Source organism: Terrimesophilobacter mesophilus, from assembly GCF_014200375.1.
GTDB classification, from domain to species: Bacteria; Actinomycetota; Actinomycetes; order Actinomycetales; family Microbacteriaceae; genus Terrimesophilobacter; species Terrimesophilobacter mesophilus.
Map to the genome: position 1 here is coordinate 2,117,875 of NZ_JACHBP010000001.1, position 22,280 is coordinate 2,140,154.

Annotated in this window: 23 protein-coding genes; 9 read left to right on the plus strand and 14 right to left on the minus strand. The window is 67.4% G+C overall.

All coding sequences use genetic code 11. The annotated features are described in order from the left end of the window. The first annotated feature begins 41 nt into the window (after nt 1–41). Nucleotides 42–1,337, plus strand: a complete 1,296-nt coding sequence (locus tag BKA04_RS10470; protein ID WP_104096363.1) for a citrate synthase — start codon at nt 42–44, stop codon at nt 1,335–1,337. A gap of 185 nt (nt 1,338–1,522) precedes the next feature. Here BKA04_RS10470 and BKA04_RS10475 read toward each other — a convergent pair whose 3' ends face one another. Continuing rightward, nucleotides 1,523–2,392: a DUF559 domain-containing protein gene (locus tag BKA04_RS10475; RefSeq protein ID WP_104096364.1), complete on the minus strand. Its 870-nt coding sequence runs from the start codon at nt 2,390–2,392 to the stop codon at nt 1,523–1,525. Nucleotides 2,393–2,583: 191 nt separating this feature from the next. Further along, complete coding sequence (gene dapD / locus BKA04_RS10480) at nt 2,584–3,537, minus strand: 2,3,4,5-tetrahydropyridine-2,6-dicarboxylate N-succinyltransferase (protein WP_104096365.1); 954 nt, start codon at nt 3,535–3,537, stop codon at nt 2,584–2,586. A 44-nt stretch (nt 3,538–3,581) separates the two neighbouring features. Between dapD and dapE the strand changes: the two genes are divergently transcribed. The 3 genes from dapE (at nt 3,582) to BKA04_RS10495 (ending at nt 6,120) form a co-directional block, all read left to right on the plus strand. Further along, nucleotides 3,582–4,652: a succinyl-diaminopimelate desuccinylase gene (dapE, locus tag BKA04_RS10485; protein WP_104096366.1), complete on the plus strand. Its 1,071-nt coding sequence runs from the start codon at nt 3,582–3,584 to the stop codon at nt 4,650–4,652. Next, nucleotides 4,634–5,875, plus strand: coding sequence for a mannosyltransferase family protein (locus BKA04_RS10490; RefSeq protein ID WP_232842032.1), 1,242 nt, complete (start codon nt 4,634–4,636; stop codon nt 5,873–5,875). Before dapE ends, BKA04_RS10490 begins: the two co-directional genes overlap by 19 nt. 71 nt (nt 5,876–5,946) lie before the next feature. Next, a complete protein-coding gene (locus BKA04_RS10495) occupies nt 5,947–6,120 on the plus strand; it encodes a DUF3117 domain-containing protein (protein ID WP_104096368.1) in 174 nt (57 codons plus the stop codon). Nucleotides 6,121–6,123: 3 nt separating this feature from the next. On the opposite strand, the gene BKA04_RS10500 is transcribed toward BKA04_RS10495, so the two are convergent. Beyond that, nucleotides 6,124–6,579: an NUDIX hydrolase gene (locus BKA04_RS10500; RefSeq protein WP_104096369.1), complete on the minus strand. Its 456-nt coding sequence runs from the start codon at nt 6,577–6,579 to the stop codon at nt 6,124–6,126. Next, a complete protein-coding gene (locus BKA04_RS10505) occupies nt 6,576–7,211 on the minus strand; it encodes an O-methyltransferase (protein ID WP_104096370.1) in 636 nt (211 codons plus the stop codon). Before BKA04_RS10505 ends, BKA04_RS10500 begins: the two co-directional genes overlap by 4 nt. A gap of 64 nt (nt 7,212–7,275) precedes the next feature. Between BKA04_RS10505 and BKA04_RS10510 the strand changes: the two genes are divergently transcribed. Next, nucleotides 7,276–7,635, plus strand: coding sequence for a Sec-independent protein translocase family protein (locus BKA04_RS10510; protein ID WP_104096371.1), 360 nt, complete (start codon nt 7,276–7,278; stop codon nt 7,633–7,635). Here BKA04_RS10510 and BKA04_RS10515 read toward each other — a convergent pair. Then, nucleotides 7,632–9,182 carry a succinic semialdehyde dehydrogenase gene (locus BKA04_RS10515; protein ID WP_104096372.1) on the minus strand — a complete coding sequence of 517 codons (1,551 nt, stop codon included), beginning with the start codon at nt 9,180–9,182 and terminating at the stop codon, nt 7,632–7,634. The two genes, BKA04_RS10510 and BKA04_RS10515, sit on opposite strands and share 4 nt — an antisense overlap. 24 nt (nt 9,183–9,206) lie before the next feature. On the opposite strand from BKA04_RS10515, the gene BKA04_RS10520 reads away from it, so the two are divergent. After that, complete coding sequence (locus BKA04_RS10520) at nt 9,207–10,568, plus strand: MFS transporter (RefSeq protein ID WP_104096373.1); 1,362 nt, start codon at nt 9,207–9,209, stop codon at nt 10,566–10,568. After that, nucleotides 10,565–12,058 (plus strand): pyridoxal phosphate-dependent decarboxylase family protein, encoded by a 1,494-nt coding sequence (locus BKA04_RS10525; protein WP_104096374.1) that lies wholly within the window; start codon nt 10,565–10,567, stop codon nt 12,056–12,058. Before BKA04_RS10520 ends, BKA04_RS10525 begins: the two co-directional genes overlap by 4 nt. A 29-nt stretch (nt 12,059–12,087) precedes the next feature. Here the strand turns inward: BKA04_RS10525 and BKA04_RS10530 are convergent, their stop codons facing one another. Genes BKA04_RS10530 through BKA04_RS10535 form a run of 3 tightly spaced genes read right to left on the minus strand, consistent with a single transcriptional unit; the run spans nt 12,088 to nt 14,987 of the window. After that, nucleotides 12,088–13,158: an Mrp/NBP35 family ATP-binding protein gene (locus BKA04_RS10530; protein ID WP_232842033.1), complete on the minus strand. Its 1,071-nt coding sequence runs from the start codon at nt 13,156–13,158 to the stop codon at nt 12,088–12,090. Further along, nucleotides 13,151–13,669, minus strand: a complete 519-nt coding sequence (locus tag BKA04_RS12090) for a DUF1003 domain-containing protein (RefSeq protein WP_104096376.1) — start codon at nt 13,667–13,669, stop codon at nt 13,151–13,153. Before BKA04_RS12090 ends, BKA04_RS10530 begins: the two co-directional genes overlap by 8 nt. Continuing rightward, nucleotides 13,638–14,987: a magnesium transporter MgtE N-terminal domain-containing protein gene (locus tag BKA04_RS10535; protein WP_104096377.1), complete on the minus strand. Its 1,350-nt coding sequence runs from the start codon at nt 14,985–14,987 to the stop codon at nt 13,638–13,640. The genes BKA04_RS12090 and BKA04_RS10535 overlap by 32 nt, the downstream gene beginning before the upstream one ends. Nucleotides 14,988–15,023: 36 nt before the next feature. Between BKA04_RS10535 and BKA04_RS10540 the strand changes: the two genes are divergently transcribed. Continuing rightward, nucleotides 15,024–15,518: a YflT domain-containing protein gene (locus BKA04_RS10540; protein WP_232842034.1), complete on the plus strand. Its 495-nt coding sequence runs from the start codon at nt 15,024–15,026 to the stop codon at nt 15,516–15,518. 40 nt (nt 15,519–15,558) lie between these two features. On the opposite strand, the gene BKA04_RS10545 is transcribed toward BKA04_RS10540, so the two are convergent. Together BKA04_RS10545 and BKA04_RS10550 are read right to left on the minus strand one after the other, a co-directional pair. Next, nucleotides 15,559–17,046, minus strand: a complete 1,488-nt coding sequence (locus tag BKA04_RS10545; RefSeq protein WP_104096378.1) for an aminopeptidase P family protein — start codon at nt 17,044–17,046, stop codon at nt 15,559–15,561. A gap of 10 nt (nt 17,047–17,056) precedes the next feature. Beyond that, nucleotides 17,057–18,070, minus strand: a complete 1,014-nt coding sequence (locus BKA04_RS10550) for an endonuclease/exonuclease/phosphatase family protein (RefSeq protein ID WP_104096379.1) — start codon at nt 18,068–18,070, stop codon at nt 17,057–17,059. 43 nt (nt 18,071–18,113) lie between these two features. On the opposite strand from BKA04_RS10550, the gene BKA04_RS10555 reads away from it, so the two are divergent. Next, nucleotides 18,114–18,965: a PHP domain-containing protein gene (locus tag BKA04_RS10555; RefSeq protein WP_104096380.1), complete on the plus strand. Its 852-nt coding sequence runs from the start codon at nt 18,114–18,116 to the stop codon at nt 18,963–18,965. Between the two features lie 9 nt (nt 18,966–18,974). On the opposite strand, the gene BKA04_RS10560 is transcribed toward BKA04_RS10555, so the two are convergent. The 4 genes from BKA04_RS10560 to BKA04_RS10575 all read right to left on the minus strand — a co-directional run bounded on the left by BKA04_RS10560 (nt 18,975) and on the right by BKA04_RS10575 (nt 22,201). After that, on the minus strand, nt 18,975–19,685 hold the full coding sequence (locus tag BKA04_RS10560) for a hypothetical protein (RefSeq protein ID WP_104096381.1): 711 nt from the start codon (nt 19,683–19,685) through the stop codon (nt 18,975–18,977). Then, a complete protein-coding gene (locus tag BKA04_RS10565) occupies nt 19,682–20,587 on the minus strand; it encodes an ABC transporter ATP-binding protein (RefSeq protein ID WP_104096382.1) in 906 nt (301 codons plus the stop codon). Before BKA04_RS10565 ends, BKA04_RS10560 begins: the two co-directional genes overlap by 4 nt. Further along, nucleotides 20,584–20,943: a GntR family transcriptional regulator gene (locus BKA04_RS10570; RefSeq protein ID WP_104096383.1), complete on the minus strand. Its 360-nt coding sequence runs from the start codon at nt 20,941–20,943 to the stop codon at nt 20,584–20,586. The genes BKA04_RS10565 and BKA04_RS10570 overlap by 4 nt, the downstream gene beginning before the upstream one ends. Nucleotides 20,944–21,079: 136 nt before the next feature. Beyond that, complete coding sequence (locus BKA04_RS10575; RefSeq protein ID WP_104096384.1) at nt 21,080–22,201, minus strand: LPXTG cell wall anchor domain-containing protein; 1,122 nt, start codon at nt 22,199–22,201, stop codon at nt 21,080–21,082. Between the last annotated feature and the right edge of the window lie 79 nt (nt 22,202–22,280).

Here is a 22,280-nt window from a genome sequence, read left to right on the forward strand (position 1 = left end):
ACGGTTTCACCGTCGACGTATCCGCCAATTAGGCTGTAGGGGTGACTGACGAGGTACCGAACGACGCGAAGGCGACCCTGAGCTTCCCCGGGGGCAGCGCCGAGTTCCCCATTGTGCCGAGCACCGAGGGTGCGTCGTCCATCGACATCTCCACCCTCACGAAGCAGACCGGCCTGACGGCGCTCGATCAGGGATTCGTCAACACCGCGGCGACGAAGAGCGCGATCACCTACATCGACGGGGATGCCGGAATTCTCCGGTACCGCGGATACGCGATCGAGGATCTCGCGGCGAACTCCACCTACCTCGAGACCGCGTGGCTGCTCATCCATGGCGAACTGCCCACCGCGGTGGAGCTCGACCACTTCGAGGACACCATCCGACGCCACACGCTGCTGCACGAGGACCTTCGCCGGTTCTTCGACGCGCTGCCGCACAATGCACATCCGATGTCCGTGCTGTCGAGCGCGGTCGGGGCCCTCGGCACGTTCTACCAGGACTCGCTCGACGTGCACGATCCCGAGCAGGTGGAGATCTCCACCATCCGGCTTCTCGCCAAACTGCCGGTCATTGCGGCATACGCGCACAAGAAGTCACTCGGACAGGCGTTCCTCTACCCGGACAACAGCCTGAGCTTCGTCGACAACTTCCTCAAGCTGAACTTCGGCAACATGGCCGAGCCGTACGTCGTGAACCCGGTGCTCTCCCGCGCGCTCGAGCGGCTGCTCATCCTGCACGAGGACCACGAGCAGAACGCATCGACCTCGACCGTGAGGCTCGTCGGTTCGACCGAGGCCAACATCTTCTCGTCGATCTCCGCGGGGATCAACGCCCTCTACGGCCCGCTGCACGGGGGTGCGAACGAGGCGGTCCTGACCATGCTCAAGGAGATCAAGGACTCCGGGGAAAGCGTGGAGCGCTTCGTCGAACGCGTGAAGAACAAGGAAGACGGCATCCGGCTCATGGGCTTCGGCCACCGGGTGTACAAGAATTTCGACCCGCGTGCGAAACTCGTGAAGGAGAGCGCCGACGAGGTACTCGATGCCCTCGGGGTCCGGGATGACCTTCTCGACATCGCGAAAGAGCTGGAGGAGGTGGCCCTCGCCGACGACTACTTCATCGAGCGCAAGCTCTACCCGAACGTCGACTTCTACACGGGCGTCATCTACAAGGCCATGGGGTTCCCGCCGCGGATGTTCACCGTGCTGTTCGCGATCGGCAGGATGCCGGGGTGGATCGCCCACTGGCGGGAGATGAACGAGGATCCGGCCACCCGCATCGGCCGCCCGCAGCAGCTCTACGTCGGACCGACCGAGCGCGCCTGGCCGCGGCGCTAGCTGCCCGCCCCGCCCGCGCTCGCCCCTTCGCGCCGACCGCCCGCATCCGCTCCTGTCCGAAATGCAGGACATGGATGACGCTGTCCCCGAGAACTCGGGACTCCTTCAACCAAAAGGTGGGCCAACTCCTGCATTTCGGACAGGGCGGGCTGACGAGGGCGCGCGAGCGAATGCTTGTTCTCAGCTCACGGGAGGTGGTCGCCGCGCGCCACAGCGGCGACAATGGCGGCGCGCACCTCGGACCACGAATCCATGACCTGGCGGTAGCTGAATCGAAGTACCCGGTATCCGCGCGCGCTCAGCCGTGCGTCACGCCGACGATCCGCCTCGAAGCGTTCTCGATCCGCGTGGTACTCCCAACCGTCCAACTCGATGACGAGGCGGGTGCCGAACACGAGATCAACTCGGCCGACACCGGGGACCTTGACCTGGACGTGCGGCTCGTATCCGGCGTAGTTCAAGCGGAAGCGGGTGATCGACTCGATGATCGACTCGGAACGGGCATCGACACGGGCGAGAAGGCGCCGAAGGCGAGGTGACAGGGGACGGATGTCGTCGGCCCACTCTTGCGGCGAGATCAGACCAAGTCGCAGGGCCGAGTCGACGGCCGCGATGACCTCCTCGGGTGGCCGGCATGCGGTCATCCGGCGAAGGCATTCCCGAGCGCTGAGCGCGAATCGGGTACCGGGCGAGTGCGCGTCGTCCCAATGGACGACGGTCATCGGCGAGTCGAGGGTCGCAAGTCGTATCCGCTTGTCGGTTCTGCTGCGCAGCCGCGACGCCGTGGGAATGACGTCGACGTGAAGTTTCGTGGTCCGCCGTACCCAGAGTGAATGGTGTTCGGCGCCCGAGACGCAACTCAACCTCCCGCCCACGCGTACGGCCTCCTGCAGGGCGATGTCGGTATCCGGGAGGCAGTACCAGCCTTGCCGCACTCGGATGATGTGTCCCGTCGCTGTCGCATACCCGAGGGTGCGCTGTGTGTAGCCGCGGTCGAGCAGTTCGTGGGTCGCGGCGAGACCACCGCACGAGCGGATCTCGTCGGAGAGGGGCATCCCGACATCCTGTCGGTTGCGCCGGTGACAGTGTTCGGTGCTGCTCAATCTGTGGACAACTGATGATCGCGCACGTCCGAAATGCAGGACATGGATGACGCTGCCCCGTAGAACTCGGGACTCCTTCAGCCAAAAGGTGGGCCAACTCCTGCATTTCGGACAGGGCGGGCTGACGAGGGCGCGCGAGCGACTCAGGCGTGCAGCGCGGCGTTCAGCCGGATGCCGTCGCCGGAGCGCTGCAGCACCTCGACGGCGCCCGTGAGCGAGTTGCGCCGGAACAGGAGTCCGCTGCGGCCGGAGAGCGACTCGGCCTTGACCGCCTGAAGGTCCCCGGATGCCGTGGGAGCGGCATCCGCGACGACGACCTTCGTCCCTGCGGTCAGGTAGAGCCCCGCCTCGACGACGCAGTCGTCTCCGAGCGAGATACCGACGCCGGAGTTGGCACCGAGCAGCGTGCGCTCGCCGATCAGGATCCGCTCTGTGCCTCCACCGCTCAGAGTCCCCATGATCGAGGCGCCGCCACCGATGTCCGAGCCGTCGCCGACGATGACGCCCTGCGAGATGCGTCCCTCGACCATCGACGCACCGAGCGTGCCGGCGTTGAAGTTCACGAATCCCTCGTGCATGACCGTCGTGCCGGGGGAGAGGTATGCGCCGAGCCGCACTCGGTTGGCGTCCGCGATGCGCACTCCCGGGGGTGTGACATAGTCCACGAGTCGCGGGAATTTGTCCACCGAGTGTGCGGCGATGCCTGCGCGCATGAGCTGCGAGCGAAGACGCGCTGCATCATCCGGGTGAACGGGGCCGGCGTTCGTCCACACCACCGTGGGGAGGAGCCCGAAGATCCCGTCGAGATTGACGGTGTTCGGTTTGACGAGTCGATGGCTCAGCAGGTGCAGTCGCAGGTATGCGTCGACGGTGGATGCCGGCGGTGATTCCAGCGCGGATTCCACCGTGACGAAGTCGAGCTGCACTGCCCGCCGCGGATCCTCCCCGACGAGGGCCGCGAGCTCGGCGGGCACGAGCTTCGGGTCGATGCCGTCGGGCATGCGGCCCAGGTGCGGCGCGGGAAACCAGGTGTCCAGAATCGTCGCGTTGTCGGCGACGGTTGCAATGCCGTGCCCCCAGGCCGCCGTGTCCGTCATCCCTCAAGGGTAATGGGCTGTCGTGCACTCGATAAACTGACCCGGTGCAGAGCCTTGACCTGACCGCATCGTCCATCGACATCACGAGAGCCCTGTGCGACATCGAGTCGGTGTCGGGCAACGAGCGGGAGATCGCGGATGCCGTGGAGGCCGCGATCTCCGGGCGTTCGCACCTCGAGGTGGTGCGCGACGGCGATACGGTCGTCGCCAGAACAGACCTCGGGCGGGAACGGCGGGTCGTCATCGCGGGGCATCTGGACACCGTGCCGGTCAACAACAATCTTCCGACGCGGGTCGACGGCCGGTTCCTCGTCGGCCGGGGGACCGTCGACATGAAGGCCGGGGTCGCGGTGCAGCTGAAGCTCGCCGCGGAGCTCGTCGCTCCGGCCGTCGACATCACCTGGATCTGGTACGACCACGAGGAGGTTTCCGCAGACCTCAACGGTCTCGGTCGACTCGCGAAAAGCCATCCGGACCTCCTCGTGGGGGACTTCGCGATCCTCGGCGAGCCGACGAACGCCGTGATCGAGGGCGGATGCAACGGCACGCTGCGCCTCGACGTGACGACGCGAGGGGTTCGAGCCCATTCCGCCCGGGCGTGGGTCGGACGCAACGCCATCCACCTCGCAGCGCCCATCCTGACGGTCCTCGCGGAGTATGAGCCGCGCGAGGTCGACGTCGACGGCCTCGTGTACCGCGAGTCGTTGAATGTCGTCGGCATCAGCGGAGGCGTCGCAGGCAATGTGATCCCCGACGAGTGCACGGTGTCGATCAACTACCGGTTCGCTCCGAGCCGCAGCGGCGAGGAGGCGATCGCGCACGTGCGGGAGGTGCTCCACGGGATCGACCTCGACGTCGAGATCGTGGACCTCGCGGAGGGCGCGAGGCCGGGCCTGGAGGACCCTCTCGCCCGATCGTTCGTCGCGGCCGTGGGCGGGGATGCGCTCCCCAAATACGGCTGGACGGATGTCGCCCGGTTCTCCGCGCTCGGCATCCCTGCCGTGAATTATGGTCCGGGCGACGCCCTTCTCGCCCACGCCGACGACGAGCGTGTCGACACCGCACAGATCACGGAGTGCGAGCGAGGGCTGCGAGCGTGGTTGACGGGAGCCTGAGCCGGACGAATCAGCCGAGCCTGTCCCGGCAGCCGCTCGGAAAGGCGATCCGCATCCGCTACCGGATGACGCCGTGGTGGCTCAGGGTCGCCGTCGTGTGGCTCGTGTCGCGCGCCGTCACGACGGGGATCCTCCTGTGGTTCGCGGCCAGGCAGGGCGACAACGCGTGGACACGCGCCCACCCCGACTACCTCTCCTTCGCACAGCTCTGGGACGGCACCTGGTACCACATCGTCGCGGATTCCGGATATCCGTCGGTGCTGCCCATGACTGCCGACGGGCACGTGGCGGAGAACGCATGGGCGTTCATGCCCGCCTACCCGTTCCTGGTTCGCGGGCTCATGGTCGCGACAGGACTGCCGTGGGAACTGCTCTCGGTGTTCGTCTCCCTCGTGTTCTCGCTCGGTGCTGCTCTCGTGTTCTATCGCATGCTGAGGATGGTCCTGCACGGAGAGACCGCGCTGTTCGCGGTCGTCCTGTTCTGCGTCGGACCGCTGTCGCCGATCCTGCAGGTCTCCTACGCGGAGTCGATGCACGTCTTCCTCCTCGCCGTGGCGCTCTACCTGCTCATGCGCAGGAGCTACGTGCTGCTCGTGCCGGTGATCGCGGTCATGGCCCTCACCCGGCCGAGCGGGCTCGCCTTCGCTCTGGCGCTCGGTTTGCACGTCATCCATCGTCTCGTGTCGAAGAGGCGGGACCCGTTCCCGGTGTGGGAGCGCATCCTCGCCGTCGGCGTCGCCGTCTTCAGCGGCCTCATGGGGCTGCTCTGGCCGTTCGTGGCGTGGATGGTGACCGGTTCGATGACCGCGTACACCGACACGGAGCTCGCGTGGCGGGTCCCCTACCTCGGGTACCGCGAACTCGTCCCGTTCACGCCGTGGGTGCAGGGCGCGGAGTTCTGGATGCCGGGGCTGCTCGGCATCGTCGTGGTCGTGGTCGTCGTGGTCGCGTTTTTCTCGTTCCTGTTCACGCCGTGGGCACGCAGGCTCGGCGTGACGCTTCGACTGTGGATCGCGAGCTACGGGATCTACTTGCTCGCGGTGTTCTTCCCGCAGTCGAGCACCTTCCGGCTCCTGCTTCCGATGTTCCCGCTCGCCGGTGCGCTCGCCCAGCCGCGTTCCCGGTGGTATCGGGTGCTCCTTGTGGCGCTCCTCATCGCCGGCCAGTGGGTGTGGTGCTACTACTGCTGGTGGGTCGACGGGTACGACTGGACGCCGCCGTAGGCCCCCGGTTTTCGAGTGCCGGACAAATGCGGGATAATGGAGGGGAGAGATTCCACGAAAGGGGACCATTCATGGCAGCCATGAAGCCGAGGACCGGTGACGGGCCGATGGAGGCTGTTAAGGAGGGTCGACTCATCATCGTGCGCGTGCCGCTCGAGGGCGGTGGCCGTCTCGTCGTATCGGTGAACGACGCCGAGGCGAAGGAACTCCACGACGCACTCGCGGGAGTCGTCGCGCCGGCGTAGCCGCTAGAATCCGAAGCTCACGATCGGGTCGAGTCGACCCGCGTGCAGCCGATCGAGCACGTACTTCTCGTGCGGAACGACCGGATGCGGCAGCGCGTCGAGCGAGAACCATCCGAGGTCTGCGGCCTTCTGCGTTTCGAGAAGACGGGGCTCACCCTCCCACGACCGGCATTCGAAGAAGAAGTCGACGCGTTCATCGATCGGTGAGTTGTTCGCGTGGGTCCTGTGCATCGTCGTGAGCGGTTTCAGGTGCGCGGGATCGATCGTCAGCCCGAGTTCCTCCACGGCCTCCCTGCACGCCGCCGCGAAGACCGACTCGTTCGCCTCGACGTGGCCGGCGGCAGCGGCCGCCCAATGGTCGTCCATGTAGCCCGTGCCCTTCCTCAACTGCAGGAGGACGTCCTCCCCGCGGCGCAGGAACACGTACGCGGCGGGGACGACCCGGAAATCGTGGGTCACTGGTCGTCGAGTCTCGTGAGCTGCAGGAGCCCGTCGCCGATGGGGGAGATCGCGCTGATCACGGCATCCGATGCCGACAGCTCCCGCAGGAGACTGCGGTAGCCGGCGACGACCTCATCGCGGTGGGCCGGGTCCGCGACGCGGCCGTGCCACAGGACGTGGGCGACGACGACCGTGCCGCCCGTGCGTACGAGTCTCAGCCCGTGCTCGACGTATTCGATGACGGATTGCGGGTCCGCATCGATGAAGACGATGTCGTAGGCGCCTTCGTTCATCCGCGGGAGGACGTCGCGCGCGCGCCCGGTGATGAGTCGCACGTGGTTGGCCGGATACCCGGCGTTCTGGAACGATTCTCGTGCCTGCTGCTGGTGCTCTGCCTCGATGTCGATCGAGGTGAGGGTCGCCTGGGGGGCGCCGGCGAGCATCCACAGGCCGCTGACCCCGACGCCCGTGCCGATCTCGATGATCGAGGTCGCCACGGTCGCCGCGGCGAGGACGGCCAGCTGGGCGCCCATGGCCGGCGTGATCGCTTCGACGCCGAGTTCGATGGATCGTGCGCGCGCCTGGGCGATGTCGTCGCTCTCGACGACGAAGTCCTCCGCGAACTTCCAGTCTGTTTCTTTTCCCGCCACCGTCTGCTCCTCGCTTCCCCCAACTCTAGAGCGGATGCCCCGCGGAAACGGTTAGTCTGAACTCGTGTTCGGTCTGACCTTTGAGAAACTCCTGTTGATCGGGATTCTCGCGGTGTTCCTTCTTGGACCCGAGCGCCTCCCATACTATGCATCCCAGTTGGCCCGACTCGTCAAGAATCTGAAGAAGATGGCGGACGGTGCGAAGGACCGGATGCGCGAGGAGATGGGTCCGGATTTCGACGATGTCGACTGGAAGAAACTGGATCCGCGGCAATACGACCCGCGCCGCATCATCCGTGAGGCCCTCGTCGAAGAGGTCACGACACCGAGTGCGCCGCCGGTCGCCGAGTCCGCCTATATGAAGCGCAAGCGGCGACTCGAAGAGGAAGGCAGGCGGGCGCCCTTCGACGCCGAGGCCACCTAGCGCCGGCGCAGTGCCTTGAGCGTCCGCAGCAGCAGAAGCAGCGGGCCGCCGAGCCTCGCGAACTCGCTTCCGACGCGCGGCAGGGTGAGCAGCCCCGTCGTCTCGGCGATCGTGCGGGGCTCCGCGAAGCGCAGGATGCCCTCCGGCCCGTTCCGCCGCCCCAGCCCCGACCTCTTCATGCCGCCCATGGGGGCGTCGACGGCCGAGAAGGTGGCGCGGTAGCCCTCGTTGATGTTGACGCTGCCGGCGTCGATCGTCGAGGCCACCCCCCGTGCCCTGCGCCGGGAACCGCTGAACACGGCGGCGTTGAGCCCGTACTCCGAGTCGTTCGTGGCGAGCACGGCCTCCTCCACGGAGTCGACGACCGTGATCGCCACGACGGGGCCGAACGTCTCATTGCCGAAGCACACCATGGCATCCGTGACCCCGGTGAGCACGGTCGGCTCGTAGAACAGTGGGCCGAGATCGGGGCGCGCCGTGCCCCCCGTGAGCACTGCAGCGCCCTTCGCCACCGCATCCTGCACGTGGGCCTGCGTGTTCTCCAGCTGGCTGGGGAGCGTGAGCGAGCCGACATCCGTCGAATAGTCGAACGCGGCGCCCTGCACGAGCGCCTTCGTCTGCCTCACGAACTCGGCCGTGAACGCGTCCGCAACGGGCCGTTGAACGTAGATGCGCTCGATCGAGACGCACATCTGACCCATGGACGAGAAGCAGGCGTAGACCGCCGAACGCGCCGCCTTGATCGGGTCGACGTCGTCGAGCACGATCATCGGGTTCTTGCCGCCGAGCTCGAGCGACGCGCCGCGCAGCGCCGTCGCCGCCCGGATGCCGACCTGGGTTCCCGTCGCCGTCGACCCGGTGAAGCTCAGGTAGTCCGAGACGTCGTTGACCGCGTTGCCGATCGCCGCGCCGTCGCCCGTGACGATCGCCCACAGGTCGGCCGGAACGCCCGCGTCGACGAAGGCACGGCGCACGGCGAGAATCGTGAGCGCGCTCTGGTTGTCGGCCTTCTGCAGGACGGCGTTTCCGGCGGCGAGCGCGGGGACGACATCCATGGCGGCGAGACTCAGGGGGAAGTTCCACGGAGTGATGACCCCGACAAGGCCCTTCGGCCGATACCCCACGCGGGTCTGAACCACGAGCGGGATGGTCGACCTGCGTCGCCGCGTCTTCAGGATGCGCCGGGCCGACAACGCGTAGTAGCGGGTGACCGAGGCGGACTGGAAGACCTCCTCGAAGGCCTGCCCGCGGGTCTTGCCGGTCTCCGTCTGGGCGGCATCGAGCAGGGCCTCGCGCCGCTCCAGGATGAGATCATGGGCCCTCAGCAGCACCCTGCGCCGGTGCGCGAAGCCCGCAGCAAGCCAGCCCAGCTGGGCGAGCCGTGCGCGGTCGGCGGCGGCAGCGACATCCTCGACCGTGCTGTACGGCAGGTCGTGGAGCTTCTCACCCGTGAAGGGCGCCGTGATCGGAACGTGGGTCGATCGGGACGAGCTGAGGTCGCCGACGAGGTCATCGATGACCGCGCGTGGCAGGAATGTACCGGGCATACAGCCAACGCTACACTCGGGAGGATGACCGCAATGGAGCGCTCGACCGCAGCAACCCGACTCCCTCGCCGAACGATCGCCAGCTATGCGATCGGTTCCATCGGCACCGGCGGATTCTCCACCCTGCCCGGGCTCGTTCTCGTGTACTACCTCACGGACACCCTTGGCGTCACGGCGCTCCTCGCCGGCCTCCTCGTGACGGTCGCGAAGATCTGGGATGTGATCATCGACCCGGTGATCGGAGGGCGAAGCGACCTCAGCCTCGCACACACCGGATCCCGTCGGCGATTCATGGTTCTCGGAGCAGTGCTCCTTCCGGTCTTCTTCATCCTCACCTTCGCGGTCCCGATCGGCACGGACCCCCTGCTCGCCGGATTCTGGGTCTTCATCGCGTTCGTCCTCGCCGCGACGGCATTCAGTCTGTTCCAGGTCCCGTACATCGCGCTGCCGGCCGAACTCTCGGATGACTACGACGAGCGCACGCGCCTGCTCACCTGGCGCGTCGTCGTCCTCACCTTCGCCATCCTCCTGTTCGGAGCGGGCGGCCCCGCGCTGCGCAGCATGGGCGGTGGAAGCACCTTCCTCGGTTACCTGCTCATGGCGGTCGTCGCCGGACTGGTCATCGGCGCGGGGCTGTTCGCCTCGAGCTTCGTCGCGAAGAAGGGCCTCGTGCCGGCGGCAGCGCCGAAGCCGGTCTCGATCCGGGAGAACTACGCGGCGGGGTTCCGTGCGCTGAAGCGCAGCCAGCCGTTCCGGGTTCTCCTGCTCACGTTCCTCCTGCAGGGTCTCGCGACGGGCCTCATGCTCGCCGGCGCCCAGTACGTCGCGACCTGGGTGCTGGAGAGCGAGGATGCGGTCACGTTCCTCTTCATCGCCCTCATCGCTCCCGCGCTCCTCGCGGCACCACTGTGGGGCGTCATCGCGAACCGCGTCGGCAAGGAGCGCGGATTCACCTGGGCGAGCGCGATCTTCGGACTCGCCGCGCTCAGCCTCCTCGGCCTGCTCTGGGCCCCCGGCGACTGGGTGTACATCCCGGTCGCGATCGCCGGCGCGGCGTACGCCGGGATGCAGTCGCTCCCGATGGCCATGCTCCCCGACGTGATCTCGCACGACGCCGCCGAGCACGAGGAGGGGCGGGCCGGAACGTTCGGAGGCATGTGGACGGCGGGGGAGACCACCGGCATGGCGCTCGGTGCGACCGTGTTGACGATCGTGCTGGCGATCGCCGGATATGCCGAGTCGGTGCCCGGTGAGCACGTCGTGCAGTCGGCATCCGCGATCGCCGGCATCGTCGTGAGCTTCAGCATCGTTCCGGCCGTGCTCATCGGCCTGAGCCTCATCTCGCTCGCGCGGTACCGGCTGCGCAAGGGGACGATCGCGCGATGAGGTTCCAGGAACAGCCGGCAGACATCCTCGCGCGGCTTCAGGCGCTTCGGGATGCCGACGCCCCCACCCACGGTGGACGTGTGCTCTCCTACGTCTACGACAGCGGCCTCGCCGAGCTGGATGAGCTCGCGGCGACGGCCATCCGGATGGTGCAGCCGGTCAACGGCCTCGACCCGACCACGTTCACCTCGGTCGCCACGATGGAGCGGGAGGTGCTGCAGTTCGCCCGCCAGGTGCTCCACGGCGATGAGGATGTCGTCGGGTCGGTCACGAGCGGCGGGACAGAGAGCTGCCTGCTCGCAGTGAAGACGGCGCGCGACGACTGGCGGGCAGCGCATCCGGCCGGAGGCATGCCCCGCCTGCTCGCCCCGTCGACCGCGCACGCAGCCTTTCAGAAGGCCGCGCACTATTTCGGGCTCGAACTCGACCTCGTGCCGGTCGGCGCGGACGGGACGTGCGACGCATCCGCGATCATCGAGCGGCTGGGCGAGGATGTCGCGCTCGTCGTCGTCTCCGCCCCGAGCTACCCGTTCGCAGCCCTCGACCCGGTCGCCGAGGTGGCGTCTGCATCGTCAGCACGCGGGATCGCCTGTCACGTCGACGCGTGCATCGGCGGTTTCGTTCTTCCCTGGCTGGAGGGCGTCTCCCCGTGGGACTTCCGCGTGCCGGGCGTGACGAGCCTGAGCGCAGATCTCCACAAGTTCGGATACGCGCCGAAGGGGGCATCCGTGCTGTTGCAGCGCGGCCGCGACCGCCAGCGCGCGCAGTACTTCGCAACGACCCGCTGGCCGGGATATCCGGTCGTGAACCCGACGATGCTCGGGTCGAAGTCGGCGGGAGCGCTCGCGGCGAGCTGGGCGATCACCCGGGTGCTGGGAGAAGACGGCTACGCGGAGCTTGCCGCAGCGTGCGACAGGGCCACCGTCGCCCTGAGGGCGCTCATCTCCGGCATCGAGGGGCTGCGCGTGGTCGGCGACCCGGTGGGGCCGTTGTTCGCGGTCGCCACCGACGAGTCGGTGCCGGGGGCGCGTCGCGTCGACCCGCACCACTGGGCGGACCGGGTGCGGGGTGAGGGCTTCCTGCTGCAACTCCAGCCGGCGTTCACACAGGCGGATGGTTCGCGGTTGCCCTCGACGACTCACTTCACGATCACCCCGGTCACCGAAACCGTGATGGCCGAACTCTCAGCGGCACTCGTGTCGGCCGCGGATGCGGTGCGCGGGGTTCCGCCCGTGTCGGTCGCCGACGTGCTCGCGGCTGTTCCGGACGGCGCGGCGGCGATGCTGCAGGGGCCGGATGCCACTTCGCTCGACTCGGAGACCGCTGCGGCGCTCCTGGCCGGCTTCGGACTCGGCCGGGGTGCGGACGACTCCGCGGCCCTGCCGGAGCGGATGGCGCCGATCCTGGCGCTCGTGGAGGCGCTGCCCGCGCCCGTCACCGAGCGCCTTCTGATCGAGCTGCTGGCGCGTCTGGTCGAGCCGCGGGGGTAGCCGCACACCGAGAAGCGGCGTAGCGCGCTTCAGGAAACGAGCACATCCGCGAGGGCGAGGATGGCACGGGCGGCAGGGTCATCCGGGTGCGAGAGCACGACCGGATCGCCGGCGTCCCCGCCCTCGCGCAGTGCGAGGCTGAGTGGGATGGACATGAGGAGCGGCACGTCGAGCCGCGCCGCGGCATCCGCCCCGCCGCCAGTACCGAACAGGTCGAGCACCGTGCCGTCCGGCTGGGGGAGCCCGGCCATGTTCTCCACGACGCCGATGACCCGCTGGCCGGTCTTGCGTGCGACGATCCCGCTCCGCTCGGCGACATCCGCCGCCGCCGTCTGCGGCGTCGTCACGACGACGACCTCGGCGTGGGGGAGCAGCTGGCCGATGGAGATCGCGACATCGCCCGTCCCGGGCGGCAGGTCGAGAAGCAGGACGTCGAGCTCATCGAAGTAGACCTCGCTCAGGAACTGTTTGATCGTGCGGTGCAGCATCGGCCCCCGCCAGGACACGGCGGTCGCCGGTCCCGGCAGGAACATCCCGATCGAGATGACCTTCACTCCGAACCCGATCGGCGGGAGCATGAGCTCGCCGACCCGCGTCGGCTTCTCGTCCGACACCCCGAGGAGCGCGGGGATGGAGAACCCGAAGACGTCGGCGTCGACGATGCCCACCTTGAGTCCCTTCGCGGCGAGCGCAGCACCGAGGTTCGCGGTGATGGTCGACTTGCCGACGCCCCCCTTTCCGCTCGTGATCGCGACGATGCGCGTGGGCGTATCCGGCCCGAACTGCACTTCGCGTCGCCGGGCGCCCTGCAGTCGCTCGGTGAGAGCGGTGCGCTCCTCCACACTCATGACCGCGACATCGACAGCGACCTCCGTCACACCGGCGACGGCGGATGCCGCCTCGCGGACGTCGTGCTCGATGCGGTCCGCTGCGGGGCATCCGACGATCGTGAGCTTGATGCGGATCGTCACACTCCCGCCGTCGATCGTGACGGAGTCGATCATCCCCAGGTCGGCGATGGGGCGGCGGATCTCCGGGTCGATGACCGTGCCGAGAGCGCGGTCGAGAGCTGCCCGGTCGACGGTCGCCCCGTCAATCAACGCTCGAGCTCTTATCCCGGTCCAGTTCTTCCAGGAGCGACCGGAGTTCGGCGCGGATGAAGTCCTTGCTCGCGAGATCCCGTACGACCAGGCGCAGCGACACGACCTCACGCGCGAGGTACTCGGTGTCGGCGAGATTGCGCTCCGCCCGCTGCCGGTCCTGCTCGATCTGCACCCGGTCGCGGTCATCCTGCCTGTTCTGGGCGAGAAGGATGAGCGGAGCGGCATACGAGGCCTGCAGCGACAGGATGAGGGTCAGCGCCGTGAAGCCGAGCGCTGCGGAGTCGAATCGCCAGCCCTCGGGCGCGAGGACGTTGTACGTGAGCCAGGCGGCGCAGAACACGGAGAGGAAGAAGAGGAACCACGGGGTACCCATCCCGCGGGCGATCGTCTCCGTGAAGCGGCCGAACCGGTCGCTGGGTTCGCCGAGCCGTGGCACGAACGATGAGCGGAGGCCCTTCGGGGAGTCGAGACGCGATTCAGTGCGACGTGGGCGCGAGGTGTTCGCCATTGGTGTTCCTCCTTCCTGGCTTCTTTCCGGTGGTGATTATGTCGAGGGGGCTGGTGTCCGCGCGAAGCAGTTTCGCGGGCTCATCCTCGTCGTGACTTCGCCAGTCGTCTGGGAGCAGATAGTCGAGAACATCGTCAATGGTCACCACCCCGACGAGTCGGTGGTTCTCGTCCACGACGGGGACGGACACGAGGTCGTAGCTCGCGAGGATGCGGCTGACCTCTGCAGCGGAGGTGTCGGCGCGGACCGGGTCCAGCTTCTGGTCGATGAGCGTTCCGAGTCGCTCCATGGGCGGGTAGCGCAGCATCTGCTGGAAGTGGACCATCCCGAGGAGCCGTCCGGTCGGCGGCTCATACGGGGGAAGCGTCACGCACACCGCCGCCCCGAGTGCCGGCGCGAGATCCTGGCGGCGGATGAGGGCGAGCGCCTCCGCGACGGTCGTGTCGGATGAGACGATGACCGGCTCCGTCGTCATGAGGCCGCCGGCGGTGTCCGGGGCATAGGCGAGGAGCATCCGCACATCCTCGGCCTCCTCCGGCTGCATGAGGTCGAGCAACGCCTCTCCGCGTTCTTCGCTCAACTGGGCGATGAGGTCGGCGGCGTCATCGGGCTGCATCTGGTCGAGGACGTCGGCGGCACGGTCGTCTTCGAGGTGGGCGAGGATGTCCACCTGCTCGCTCTCGGGCATCTCCTCGAGGACGTCGGCGAGGCGCTCGTCGCTCAACTCCTCCGCGACCTCGAGCATGCGCGCCTCCGGGAGGTCGAGGAGCGCGTTGGCGAGGTCGGCGGGCAGGAGGTCCTCGAAGGTGGCGAGGAGTTGGCTCGCAGATTGCGATTCGCCCTTCCTGGACTGCTCTGCGACATCCGCCCAGGCTGCGAACACCGTGTGGCCCTTCGCGAACGGTGACGCGCCGACCTTGGGGCGACGCAGGAACAGCTCACGGACCTCCCACTCTCCCCGCGGGTTCTGCTCGATCGCGACATCCTCGATCGTGGCCTGACCCGAGCCGTCGGTGAACGTGACCACCCTGCCGAGCATCTCGGCGATGATGCGGACCTCGCCACCGCGCTGCTCGAACCTCCGAAGGTTGATGAGCCCCGTCGTGATGATCTGGCCGCTGCCGATGCTCGTCACGCGGCCGATCGACAGGAAGATGCGCCGCCGTCCAGGGACCTCGACCACGAAACCGACGACGCGTGGTGAGTCGTTCCGCCGGTAGACGACGAGAACGTCGCGCACGCGGCCGACCCGATCCCCGACGGGGTCGAAGACGGCGCACCCGACGAGTCGGGCGGCGAATACTCTCGTGGCGCTCACGCTACAACCCTAGCCTTGAGATGCAAGAATGGGCCCGTGAGCAACCAGAGCAGAATGTCGAGTCGGCCGGCACCGTTCCCCACCCTTCCGAAGGGTGACGTGCTGGGAACCTACGACACCTACGACGAAGCGCAGGCCGTCGTCGATCGGCTCGCACGGGCCGAGTTTCCGGTGAAGCAGGTCGCCATCGTCGGCAGCGACCTGCGGACCGTCGAACGCGTCACGGGAAAGATGACCTACGGGCGCGCGGCACTCGCCGGTGCGGCGAGCGGCCTCTGGTTCGGGCTGTTCCTCGGCCTCCTGCTGTTCATCTTCTCGCCGTCGCAGAACGCGATCCTGTACGTCGGCGCCGCGATGCTCATCGGCGCAGGGTTCGGCATGCTGTTCGGCATCGTCAGCTACGCGCTCAACCGGCGGCGCAGGGACTTCACCTCGATCCACCAGGTGATCGCGGCGAAGTACGAGATCATGATCGACCCCTCGCTCACTACGAAAGCGCAGGACGTCCTGGCGCAGCCGCGTCAGGATTAGCCCAGCCCAGCCCAGGCCAGGCCTCAGCCCAGCTCGGCCCTCAGCGCAGCCACGCCTCGACGTCGTCCGCGGTGCGGGGGATGCCGACCGAGAGGTTCTCCGCGCCATCCGCGGTCACGAGGATGTTGTCCTCGATCCGCACGCCGATCCCGCGGAACTCCACCGGCACCGTGAGATCGTCGGGCTGGAAGTAGAGTCCCGGCTCGATCGTGAACACCATGCCGGCTTCGACGACCCCGTCCATGTACATGTCGCGGCGCGCTTCGGCGCAGTCGTGCACGTCGATGCCGAGGTGATGGCTCGTTCCATGGACCATGTAGCGGCGGTGGTACTGCGCATCGGGTGCCATCGAGTCCTCCGCACTGACCGGCAGCAGGCCCCACTCCGCGGTCCGACGCGCGATGACCTGCATGGCCGCCGCGTGGATCTCGCGGAACACGATGCCGGGCTTCACGATCGCGAAGGCGGCATCCGCTGCCTCGAGCACCGCGTCGTAGATCTTGCGCTGCGTCGGGGTGAACGTCCCGCTCACCGGCAGGGTGCGGGTGATGTCCGCCGTGTAGTAGCTGTCGAGCTCGATGCCGGCGTCCAGGAGGATGAGGTCTCCCTCGTTGACCGGCCCGTTGTTGCGCGTCCAGTGCAGAATGCACGCGTGCGCACCGGATGCGGCGATCGTGTCGTAGCCGACCGTGTTGCCGTCCGCGCGGGCCCTCCGGTTGAACGTGCCCTCGACGAGCCGCTCGCCCTTCGCGTGGGCGAGGATGGCCGGGCGGTAGCCGATCACGTCGTCGAATCCGAGTTTGGTGGCGGCGACCGCCTTGCGCATCTGGTCGATCTCGTAGTCGTCCTTGACGAGGCGCAGTTCGGAGAGGTCGCGCGCGAGGGCGTCGTCGCCGCTTTGCTCGACCGATTCGGCTCCCGCCGTGTCGGCTTCGGCCCACATCAGGCGCCGCCCGTCCACCTGGTCCGTCAACTCGCGGTCGGCGTCCCTCACGATGAGCGTGTTCGAGTCCACGGAGTCGAGCACAGCATCGAGCTCGGCGATGCCCTTCGTCTCGAGGGCGAGATCGCCGGCGACCTGGGCGAGAGACGGCCGCGGGCCGATCCAGAACTCGCCGATCGCCGGGTTCGCGTAGAACTCGTCGGAGTCGCGTCCGGCACGCTCCCGGAAGTACAGGGTGGAGGAGTGCCCGTCGGTTGTCGGTTCGAGCACGAGCACGGCATCCGGCTCGGAGTCGGAACCCCAGCCCGTGAGGTGCGCGAACGCCGAATGCGCCCGGTACGGGTAGTCGGTGTCGTTGGAGCGCACTTTGGCGGCGCCGGCCGGAATGATGAGGCGCTTGCCCTGGTACATGGACGAGATACGTGCTCGGCGCTCCGCTGCGAACCTCGCCTGCTCTCTCGCCGGAGGAACAGTATCCGTGCGGTCCGCCCAGTTTCCGGCGATGTAGTCCTTGAAGCTGTCGGAGACGGGAGTGGTGGAACGGTTGCTGGTGGCGCGTGGCGCCGGTGTGGTTGATTCGGCCATGCTCCTATTCTCACCCCCGCGGGGACAACTGCACCACGATAGGCCGATGATCGCTGCCGGCACGATCTTCCGAACCGATGACCCGCATCCCCGTCACGCGCCACTCGCGCGTCGCCATGACATGGTCGATGGGCGCGCCGAGCAGCGCCGGCAGTGCGGTCGGCCACGTCCCGACGGCCGCGTTCCCCGTCTCTGCGCCAGCGTCGAAACAGTTGCCGATCGCAGCCCCATCCCTCGTCGCGAGTCCCTGGAAGTGATCGAGGGTCGAGTTGAAGTCGCCGGCCATGATGACATTCGTCCCTGAGCACGCGCGCGACAACCAGGTGAGATCGAGTTTCCACCGGTTCAGTTCGCTCGGGATGGGCGCGACCGTGTGCACCGCGATGATGGTGGGGCCCGTCCCGTCCACCGGCGTCGCCACGACGGTTGGCAGCACGTTCGTCGTGCGATGGTCGGTGTCGACGTGGTATTCGCCCAGGGTGACGCTCGTCAGGAGCGACGTGCTTCGCGCCTTGGAGATGAGGTCGTAGTGGAAGGTGTGCGCCCACATCGGACGCCCGCCCGCCCTCATGAGTTCCGCCACCTCGGTCGCGGTCTCCCTCGTCGTCTCGGGGAGCGACACGATGTCGGCGCCGGTCGCGAGTGCCAGCTTCGCGATCGCGTGGGAGCCCGGCGCGTCTCCGAGGGTGTTCCACGAGAGCACCGTGATGTCTCCGGCGCCCCGGGGCTCGAACGTCGTATCGCCCACTCCTCGATGGGCGAGGATGCTCGCAGAGGCGACGACGAATGCGGCGAGGATCAACGCCAACAGTGTGAGCAGGCCCCGCCCGCGACGGAAGATCAGCGCCACGACCACGAGACCCGTGATGACGACGACGGCGCAGGCGATGGCGAGCCCGCGGAGCGAGACGAGCTGCGCGGCGATCGGCAGGCGCTGGACACCGAAGAACTGCGGCCACACCGCGACGGCGGCTGCGGCGGCGGCGCCGAGAACGAGGACGGCAACGACGATACGGCGGAACATGGTGAGGTGAGCCTAACCGCTGCACCCGGAATAGAGTTGCAGGATGGCCGGACCCATCGACCTCCACACCCACAGCACGGTTTCCGACGGCACGGAGTCTCCGTCAGAACTCGTGCGGGCCGCCGACACGGCCGGACTCGGAACGCTCGCCATCACCGACCACGATTCGACGGCGGGATGGGACGAGGCCTTCGCCGCGGCCGCGGGCACGGGCCTCACGGTCGTGCCCGGCATGGAGCTGAGCGCTCGACACGGCTGGGTGAGCGTGCACGTGCTCGCGTACCTCGTCGACCCTGACAACCCCGAATTGCGCGAAGAGACCCTCAAGATCCGCGAGGCCAGGCTCACCAGGGCGGAGGCGATCGTGTCACGGCTCGCGGCCGACTACGACATCGAGTGGTCGGATGTCCTCGCCCAGACGACGCACGGGGCGACGGTGGGTCGTCCGCACATCGCGGATGCGCTCGTCGCGCGGGGGGCTGCGGTCGACAGGAGCGCGGCGTTCCGCGACATCCTGCATCCGAAATTCGGGTATTACGAACCGCACTACGCTCCTGAACCGCTCGAGGCGATCCGGCTTGTCCTGGCCGCCGGCGGTGTGCCGGTCCTGGCGCATCCGGGCACGCGAGGCATCGACAATGTCATCGCGGAGGAGAATCTCGCCGCGCTCGTGGACGCCGGGCTCTTCGGTCTGGAGATCCACCACAGGGAGAACACCCCGGATGCCATGGGACGCCTTTTCGAGTACGCGGACCGTTTCAGACTCGTGGTGACCGGGTCGAGTGACTATCACGGCGCAGGGAAGCCGAACCGGCTCGGTGAGAACACGACCGAACCAGAGGTTCTCGCGCGCATCCTCTCCGCAGGTGCCGGTTCGGCCCCGTTCGTCGGATAGCCCTCGCCGCTACCTCACGATCGCGGTGCGCAGGATGAGCCACATCCCGATCGATGAGAGCAGGATCACGACGGCGGCCAGGACGGCGAGCCACCACACCTGGAACGCGGCGATGATGGTCGGCGCCGCCGGCAGGATCACGATGAGCGCCACGATGATGACGATGGCGAGTCCAACGCCGATGAACTGGGGCCCACGCCCGCCGAAGCGGATCCAGGACGCGCCGAAGACGCCGCCGATCGTCAGCATCGACAGGGTGCTGAGGAACACGATCGGTATCAGTCGGGTGAGGTCCCCTGCGCCGAGGACCGCGATGTCGAAGATGTAGAAGTTCGAGAACCAATGGTCGGTGGCGAGCTCGATGAGGGTGAGCACCGTCATGATGGCGGTCAGGTACGCCGAAGCGATGACGGCCCACAGGAGCGTGCCGCCCACGAACGATCGCCTCGTCGAGCCGAGGGTGAGCGCGAACGGGAACGTCGTGGCCACGGACTGCACCCCGAGATACACCAGGAAACCGGGCAGAGCGTAGGCCATCCCGGGGTTCAACTGGGATCCCGCGATCCAGTCGGCCGAGCCCGGCACTCCGCCGGAGCGGAGGAACAGCAGGGAGATCAGCACCGAGATCAGGGCGACGGTTCCGGTGATGTAGAGCGGGACCAGAAAGGTGATCTCTCGCTTGTTGAGGTGGAGTCTCGTCGTGGGCATGATGGCGGTCATACTCGTATCGCTTTCTTCAGTTCGAGGGGTTCAGGGGTTTCGGCGCCGTGTGCGGAGACCAGGTCCTGCAGCGTTGCGCGCGCGACCTGCACCCCCAGCTCGTCGGCCAGGGCTCGGAGGGAGTCGTCTGCCGCTCCTGCGGCCGTGACGGAGGTCATGGCGCCCATCGTGTGGGATTCCAGCACCGGGCGACCGGAGAGGACGCGATCGACGGCATCCGTGTTGCCGCTCAGCAGCACCACCGAGTCGCGGGCGGCCTCGGTCTCGTCGTCGACGACGACCTTGCCATGGTCGAGGATGACCACGCGGTCCAGGAGGGACGCGGATTCCTCGATGAGGTGGGTCGAGAGCACGATGGTTCTGGGTTGTGCAGCGATCTCGCGCAGGAGGATGGTGTGGAAGAGGCTTCGTGCCGTGACATCCAGCCCGAGGTACGGTTCGTCGAGGAGCGTGACGGGTGCGCGCGAGGCGAGCCCGAGCACGATCGCCACCGAGGAGAGCTGGCCCCTCGAGAGCTTCTTGAGCGGGGTCTTCGCGGGAATCCGGAGCCCGTCGACGAGCTCGTCGGCGACGTCGGCGTCCCAGTTCGGTGCGAAGGCGGGCGCGATGCGCAGGACGTGGTGCAGCCGGTAGTCGTCCGGGTATCTCTGGTTGTCTCGCACATAGATGATCTGGCGGAGTGTGGGGCCGTGCTCGAACGGCGTGTGGCCGAGCACGGCGATCCTGCCCTCGGATGCGCGATCCTGCCCGGCGATGATGGACATCAGCGTGGTCTTCCCTGCGCCGTTCCTTCCGAGCAGTCCGACGAGGGAGTGCTCCGGCATCGCGATGCTCACGTCGTCGAGTGCCGTTACTCGCCCGAATCTGCGGCTGACGCCTCGGATGTCTATGGCGGTGGTCATGACGGGTCCTTCTCCTTGATCATGTCGGCGAGCTCGTCGCGGTCGATGCCGAGAAGCTCGGCCTCGTGCAACAGTGGCGCGACGTGCTGTTGTCTGAACGCGGCCCTGCGCTCGGCGAGCAGGTGCTCTCGAGCGCCCGGGGCGACGAACATCCCGATGCCGCGTTTCTTGTAGAGCACACCCTGGTCGACGAGCATCGTGATGCCCTTCGCCGAGGTGATGGGGCTCATTCGGTAGAAGATGGCGAAGTCATGCGTGGAGGGGATGCCGGCATCCTCGGCGTAGGTGCCGTTGATGATGTCCTCTGCCACGCGCTGTGCGAGTTGCAGGAAGATCGGTCCCTCTCCGGACAGCATGTCACCACCTTAGGTTCTATAGTGCACTAGTTAACCTAAGTACCGTTCGGTGAAATGTCAAATACGACCCGATGCAGCGCTGAAATCGGCGCAGAGGAGCACCACAAAGCTCCTCTGCGCCATGGTCAGCGGACGGTCAGCCGAGTTGGGCCCGCCGCCGGCGGCTGCCGATGAGCACGACTCCGCCGAGAATCAGCAGGAGGATGCCACCCGCGATCAGTGTTCCGGATTCTGCACCGGTCGCAGCCAGTTCCGGGGCAGCCGCGATCACAGAGATCTGGATTCCCTGGGCGTTCGAACCCTCGCCCTCGCCGCCACCCGGGGCGGAGACATAGTGGTCGAGAACGCCCGTGTGGTAGTAGAAGCTGTCGTCGTCGAACGTCACGTAGTAGGTGCCGACGTCGGGCTTGCTGGGCAGCACGACACTGACGGAGACGTTGCCGGCCGAGTCCACAATGAACGAGCTCGTGTCTTCGAAGACGGTGGTCCCATTGTGGTCGACGATGAAGATGTACGCGTCAACTCCTGGGAACCAGTTCGTGCCGCTCAAAGTCAGGCCCTGGCCGGCGGTACTGAAGGCGTCCTGGGTGATCGGATTCGGCGAGATGGTACGGGTGGGGGGCAGGCCGAAGCTGCTGCCCTGGGTGCCCCAGGAGATCCCGTTGATGGTCGTCGTCTGGCCGGCCGCGACGAAGAATCCGTACGCGAGCAGTTGCGGCGCTTCTCCTGCGTACAGTGCGTCGGCGAGGTCGCTGAAGGACGCAGTCGCGCCTGCCGCGTAGCTGCCGAGCGCCTGGCTGGTGATCCAGGGATCGCCGGTGCTGACGCTTCCTGCGGTGGCGGGACGGAGAGTGGTGAACCCGGTGTCCGACGTTCCCTCGGCGAAGAAGGCGAGCTGGAAGAACCACTCTCCGTTCTGGGCGAAGATGTTTGCGTTCTGCACGACACTCGCCAACTCACCGGCGTCGACCGGGGTGGTGACATTCTGATTGAGGATCTGCACGTCGCCGGAGGCGGGATCGTTGAGCACGAGACCGGTGTTCGTGAACTGGTGCGGACCCTCCGTCCCGGAGACGTCGCCGAAGAACCAGTCGACCCCTGTCGGGTATCCGCCGCTCTCCACGCCGAAATCGCTGGCGCCATAGAACGTGGCGTAATCCACCGTGGTCGATGCGGACGCCGGTCCTGCGCTCAGCAGCGACCCGCCGGCCAGGAGGGCGGAGGCGGCGGCCAGGGACAGAAACTTGGACGTTCTCATCGGTGCTCCCGAAATCGACATGGACGTGAGGATGCTTAGCGTACTACGAGTGTCGCGTCAGACCACGAGAATGTGTACC

Excerpts from the sequence above, each read along its gene's own strand:
- BKA04_RS10475 (WP_104096364.1), bottom strand. The coding sequence starts at position 2,392 with ATGCCCCTCTCCGACGAGATCCGCTCGTGCGGTGGTCTCGCCGCGACC.
- dapD (WP_104096365.1), bottom strand. The coding sequence starts at position 3,537 with ATGACGGACACGGCGGCCTGGGGGCACGGCATTGCAACCGTCGCCGAC.
- BKA04_RS10495 (WP_104096368.1), top strand. The coding sequence starts at position 5,947 with ATGGCAGCCATGAAGCCGAGGACCGGTGACGGGCCGATGGAGGCTGTT.
- BKA04_RS10515 (WP_104096372.1), bottom strand. The coding sequence starts at position 9,182 with ATGCCCGGTACATTCCTGCCACGCGCGGTCATCGATGACCTCGTCGGC.
- BKA04_RS10520 (WP_104096373.1), top strand. The coding sequence starts at position 9,207 with ATGACCGCAATGGAGCGCTCGACCGCAGCAACCCGACTCCCTCGCCGA.
- BKA04_RS10525 (WP_104096374.1), top strand. The coding sequence starts at position 10,565 with ATGAGGTTCCAGGAACAGCCGGCAGACATCCTCGCGCGGCTTCAGGCG.
- BKA04_RS12090 (WP_104096376.1), bottom strand. The coding sequence starts at position 13,669 with ATGGCGAACACCTCGCGCCCACGTCGCACTGAATCGCGTCTCGACTCC.
- BKA04_RS10545 (WP_104096378.1), bottom strand. The coding sequence starts at position 17,046 with ATGGCCGAATCAACCACACCGGCGCCACGCGCCACCAGCAACCGTTCC.
- BKA04_RS10550 (WP_104096379.1), bottom strand. The coding sequence starts at position 18,070 with ATGTTCCGCCGTATCGTCGTTGCCGTCCTCGTTCTCGGCGCCGCCGCC.
- BKA04_RS10555 (WP_104096380.1), top strand. The coding sequence starts at position 18,114 with ATGGCCGGACCCATCGACCTCCACACCCACAGCACGGTTTCCGACGGC.
- BKA04_RS10560 (WP_104096381.1), bottom strand. The coding sequence starts at position 19,685 with ATGACCGCCATCATGCCCACGACGAGACTCCACCTCAACAAGCGAGAG.
- BKA04_RS10565 (WP_104096382.1), bottom strand. The coding sequence starts at position 20,587 with ATGACCACCGCCATAGACATCCGAGGCGTCAGCCGCAGATTCGGGCGA.
- BKA04_RS10570 (WP_104096383.1), bottom strand. The coding sequence starts at position 20,943 with ATGCTGTCCGGAGAGGGACCGATCTTCCTGCAACTCGCACAGCGCGTG.
- BKA04_RS10575 (WP_104096384.1), bottom strand. The coding sequence starts at position 22,201 with ATGAGAACGTCCAAGTTTCTGTCCCTGGCCGCCGCCTCCGCCCTCCTG.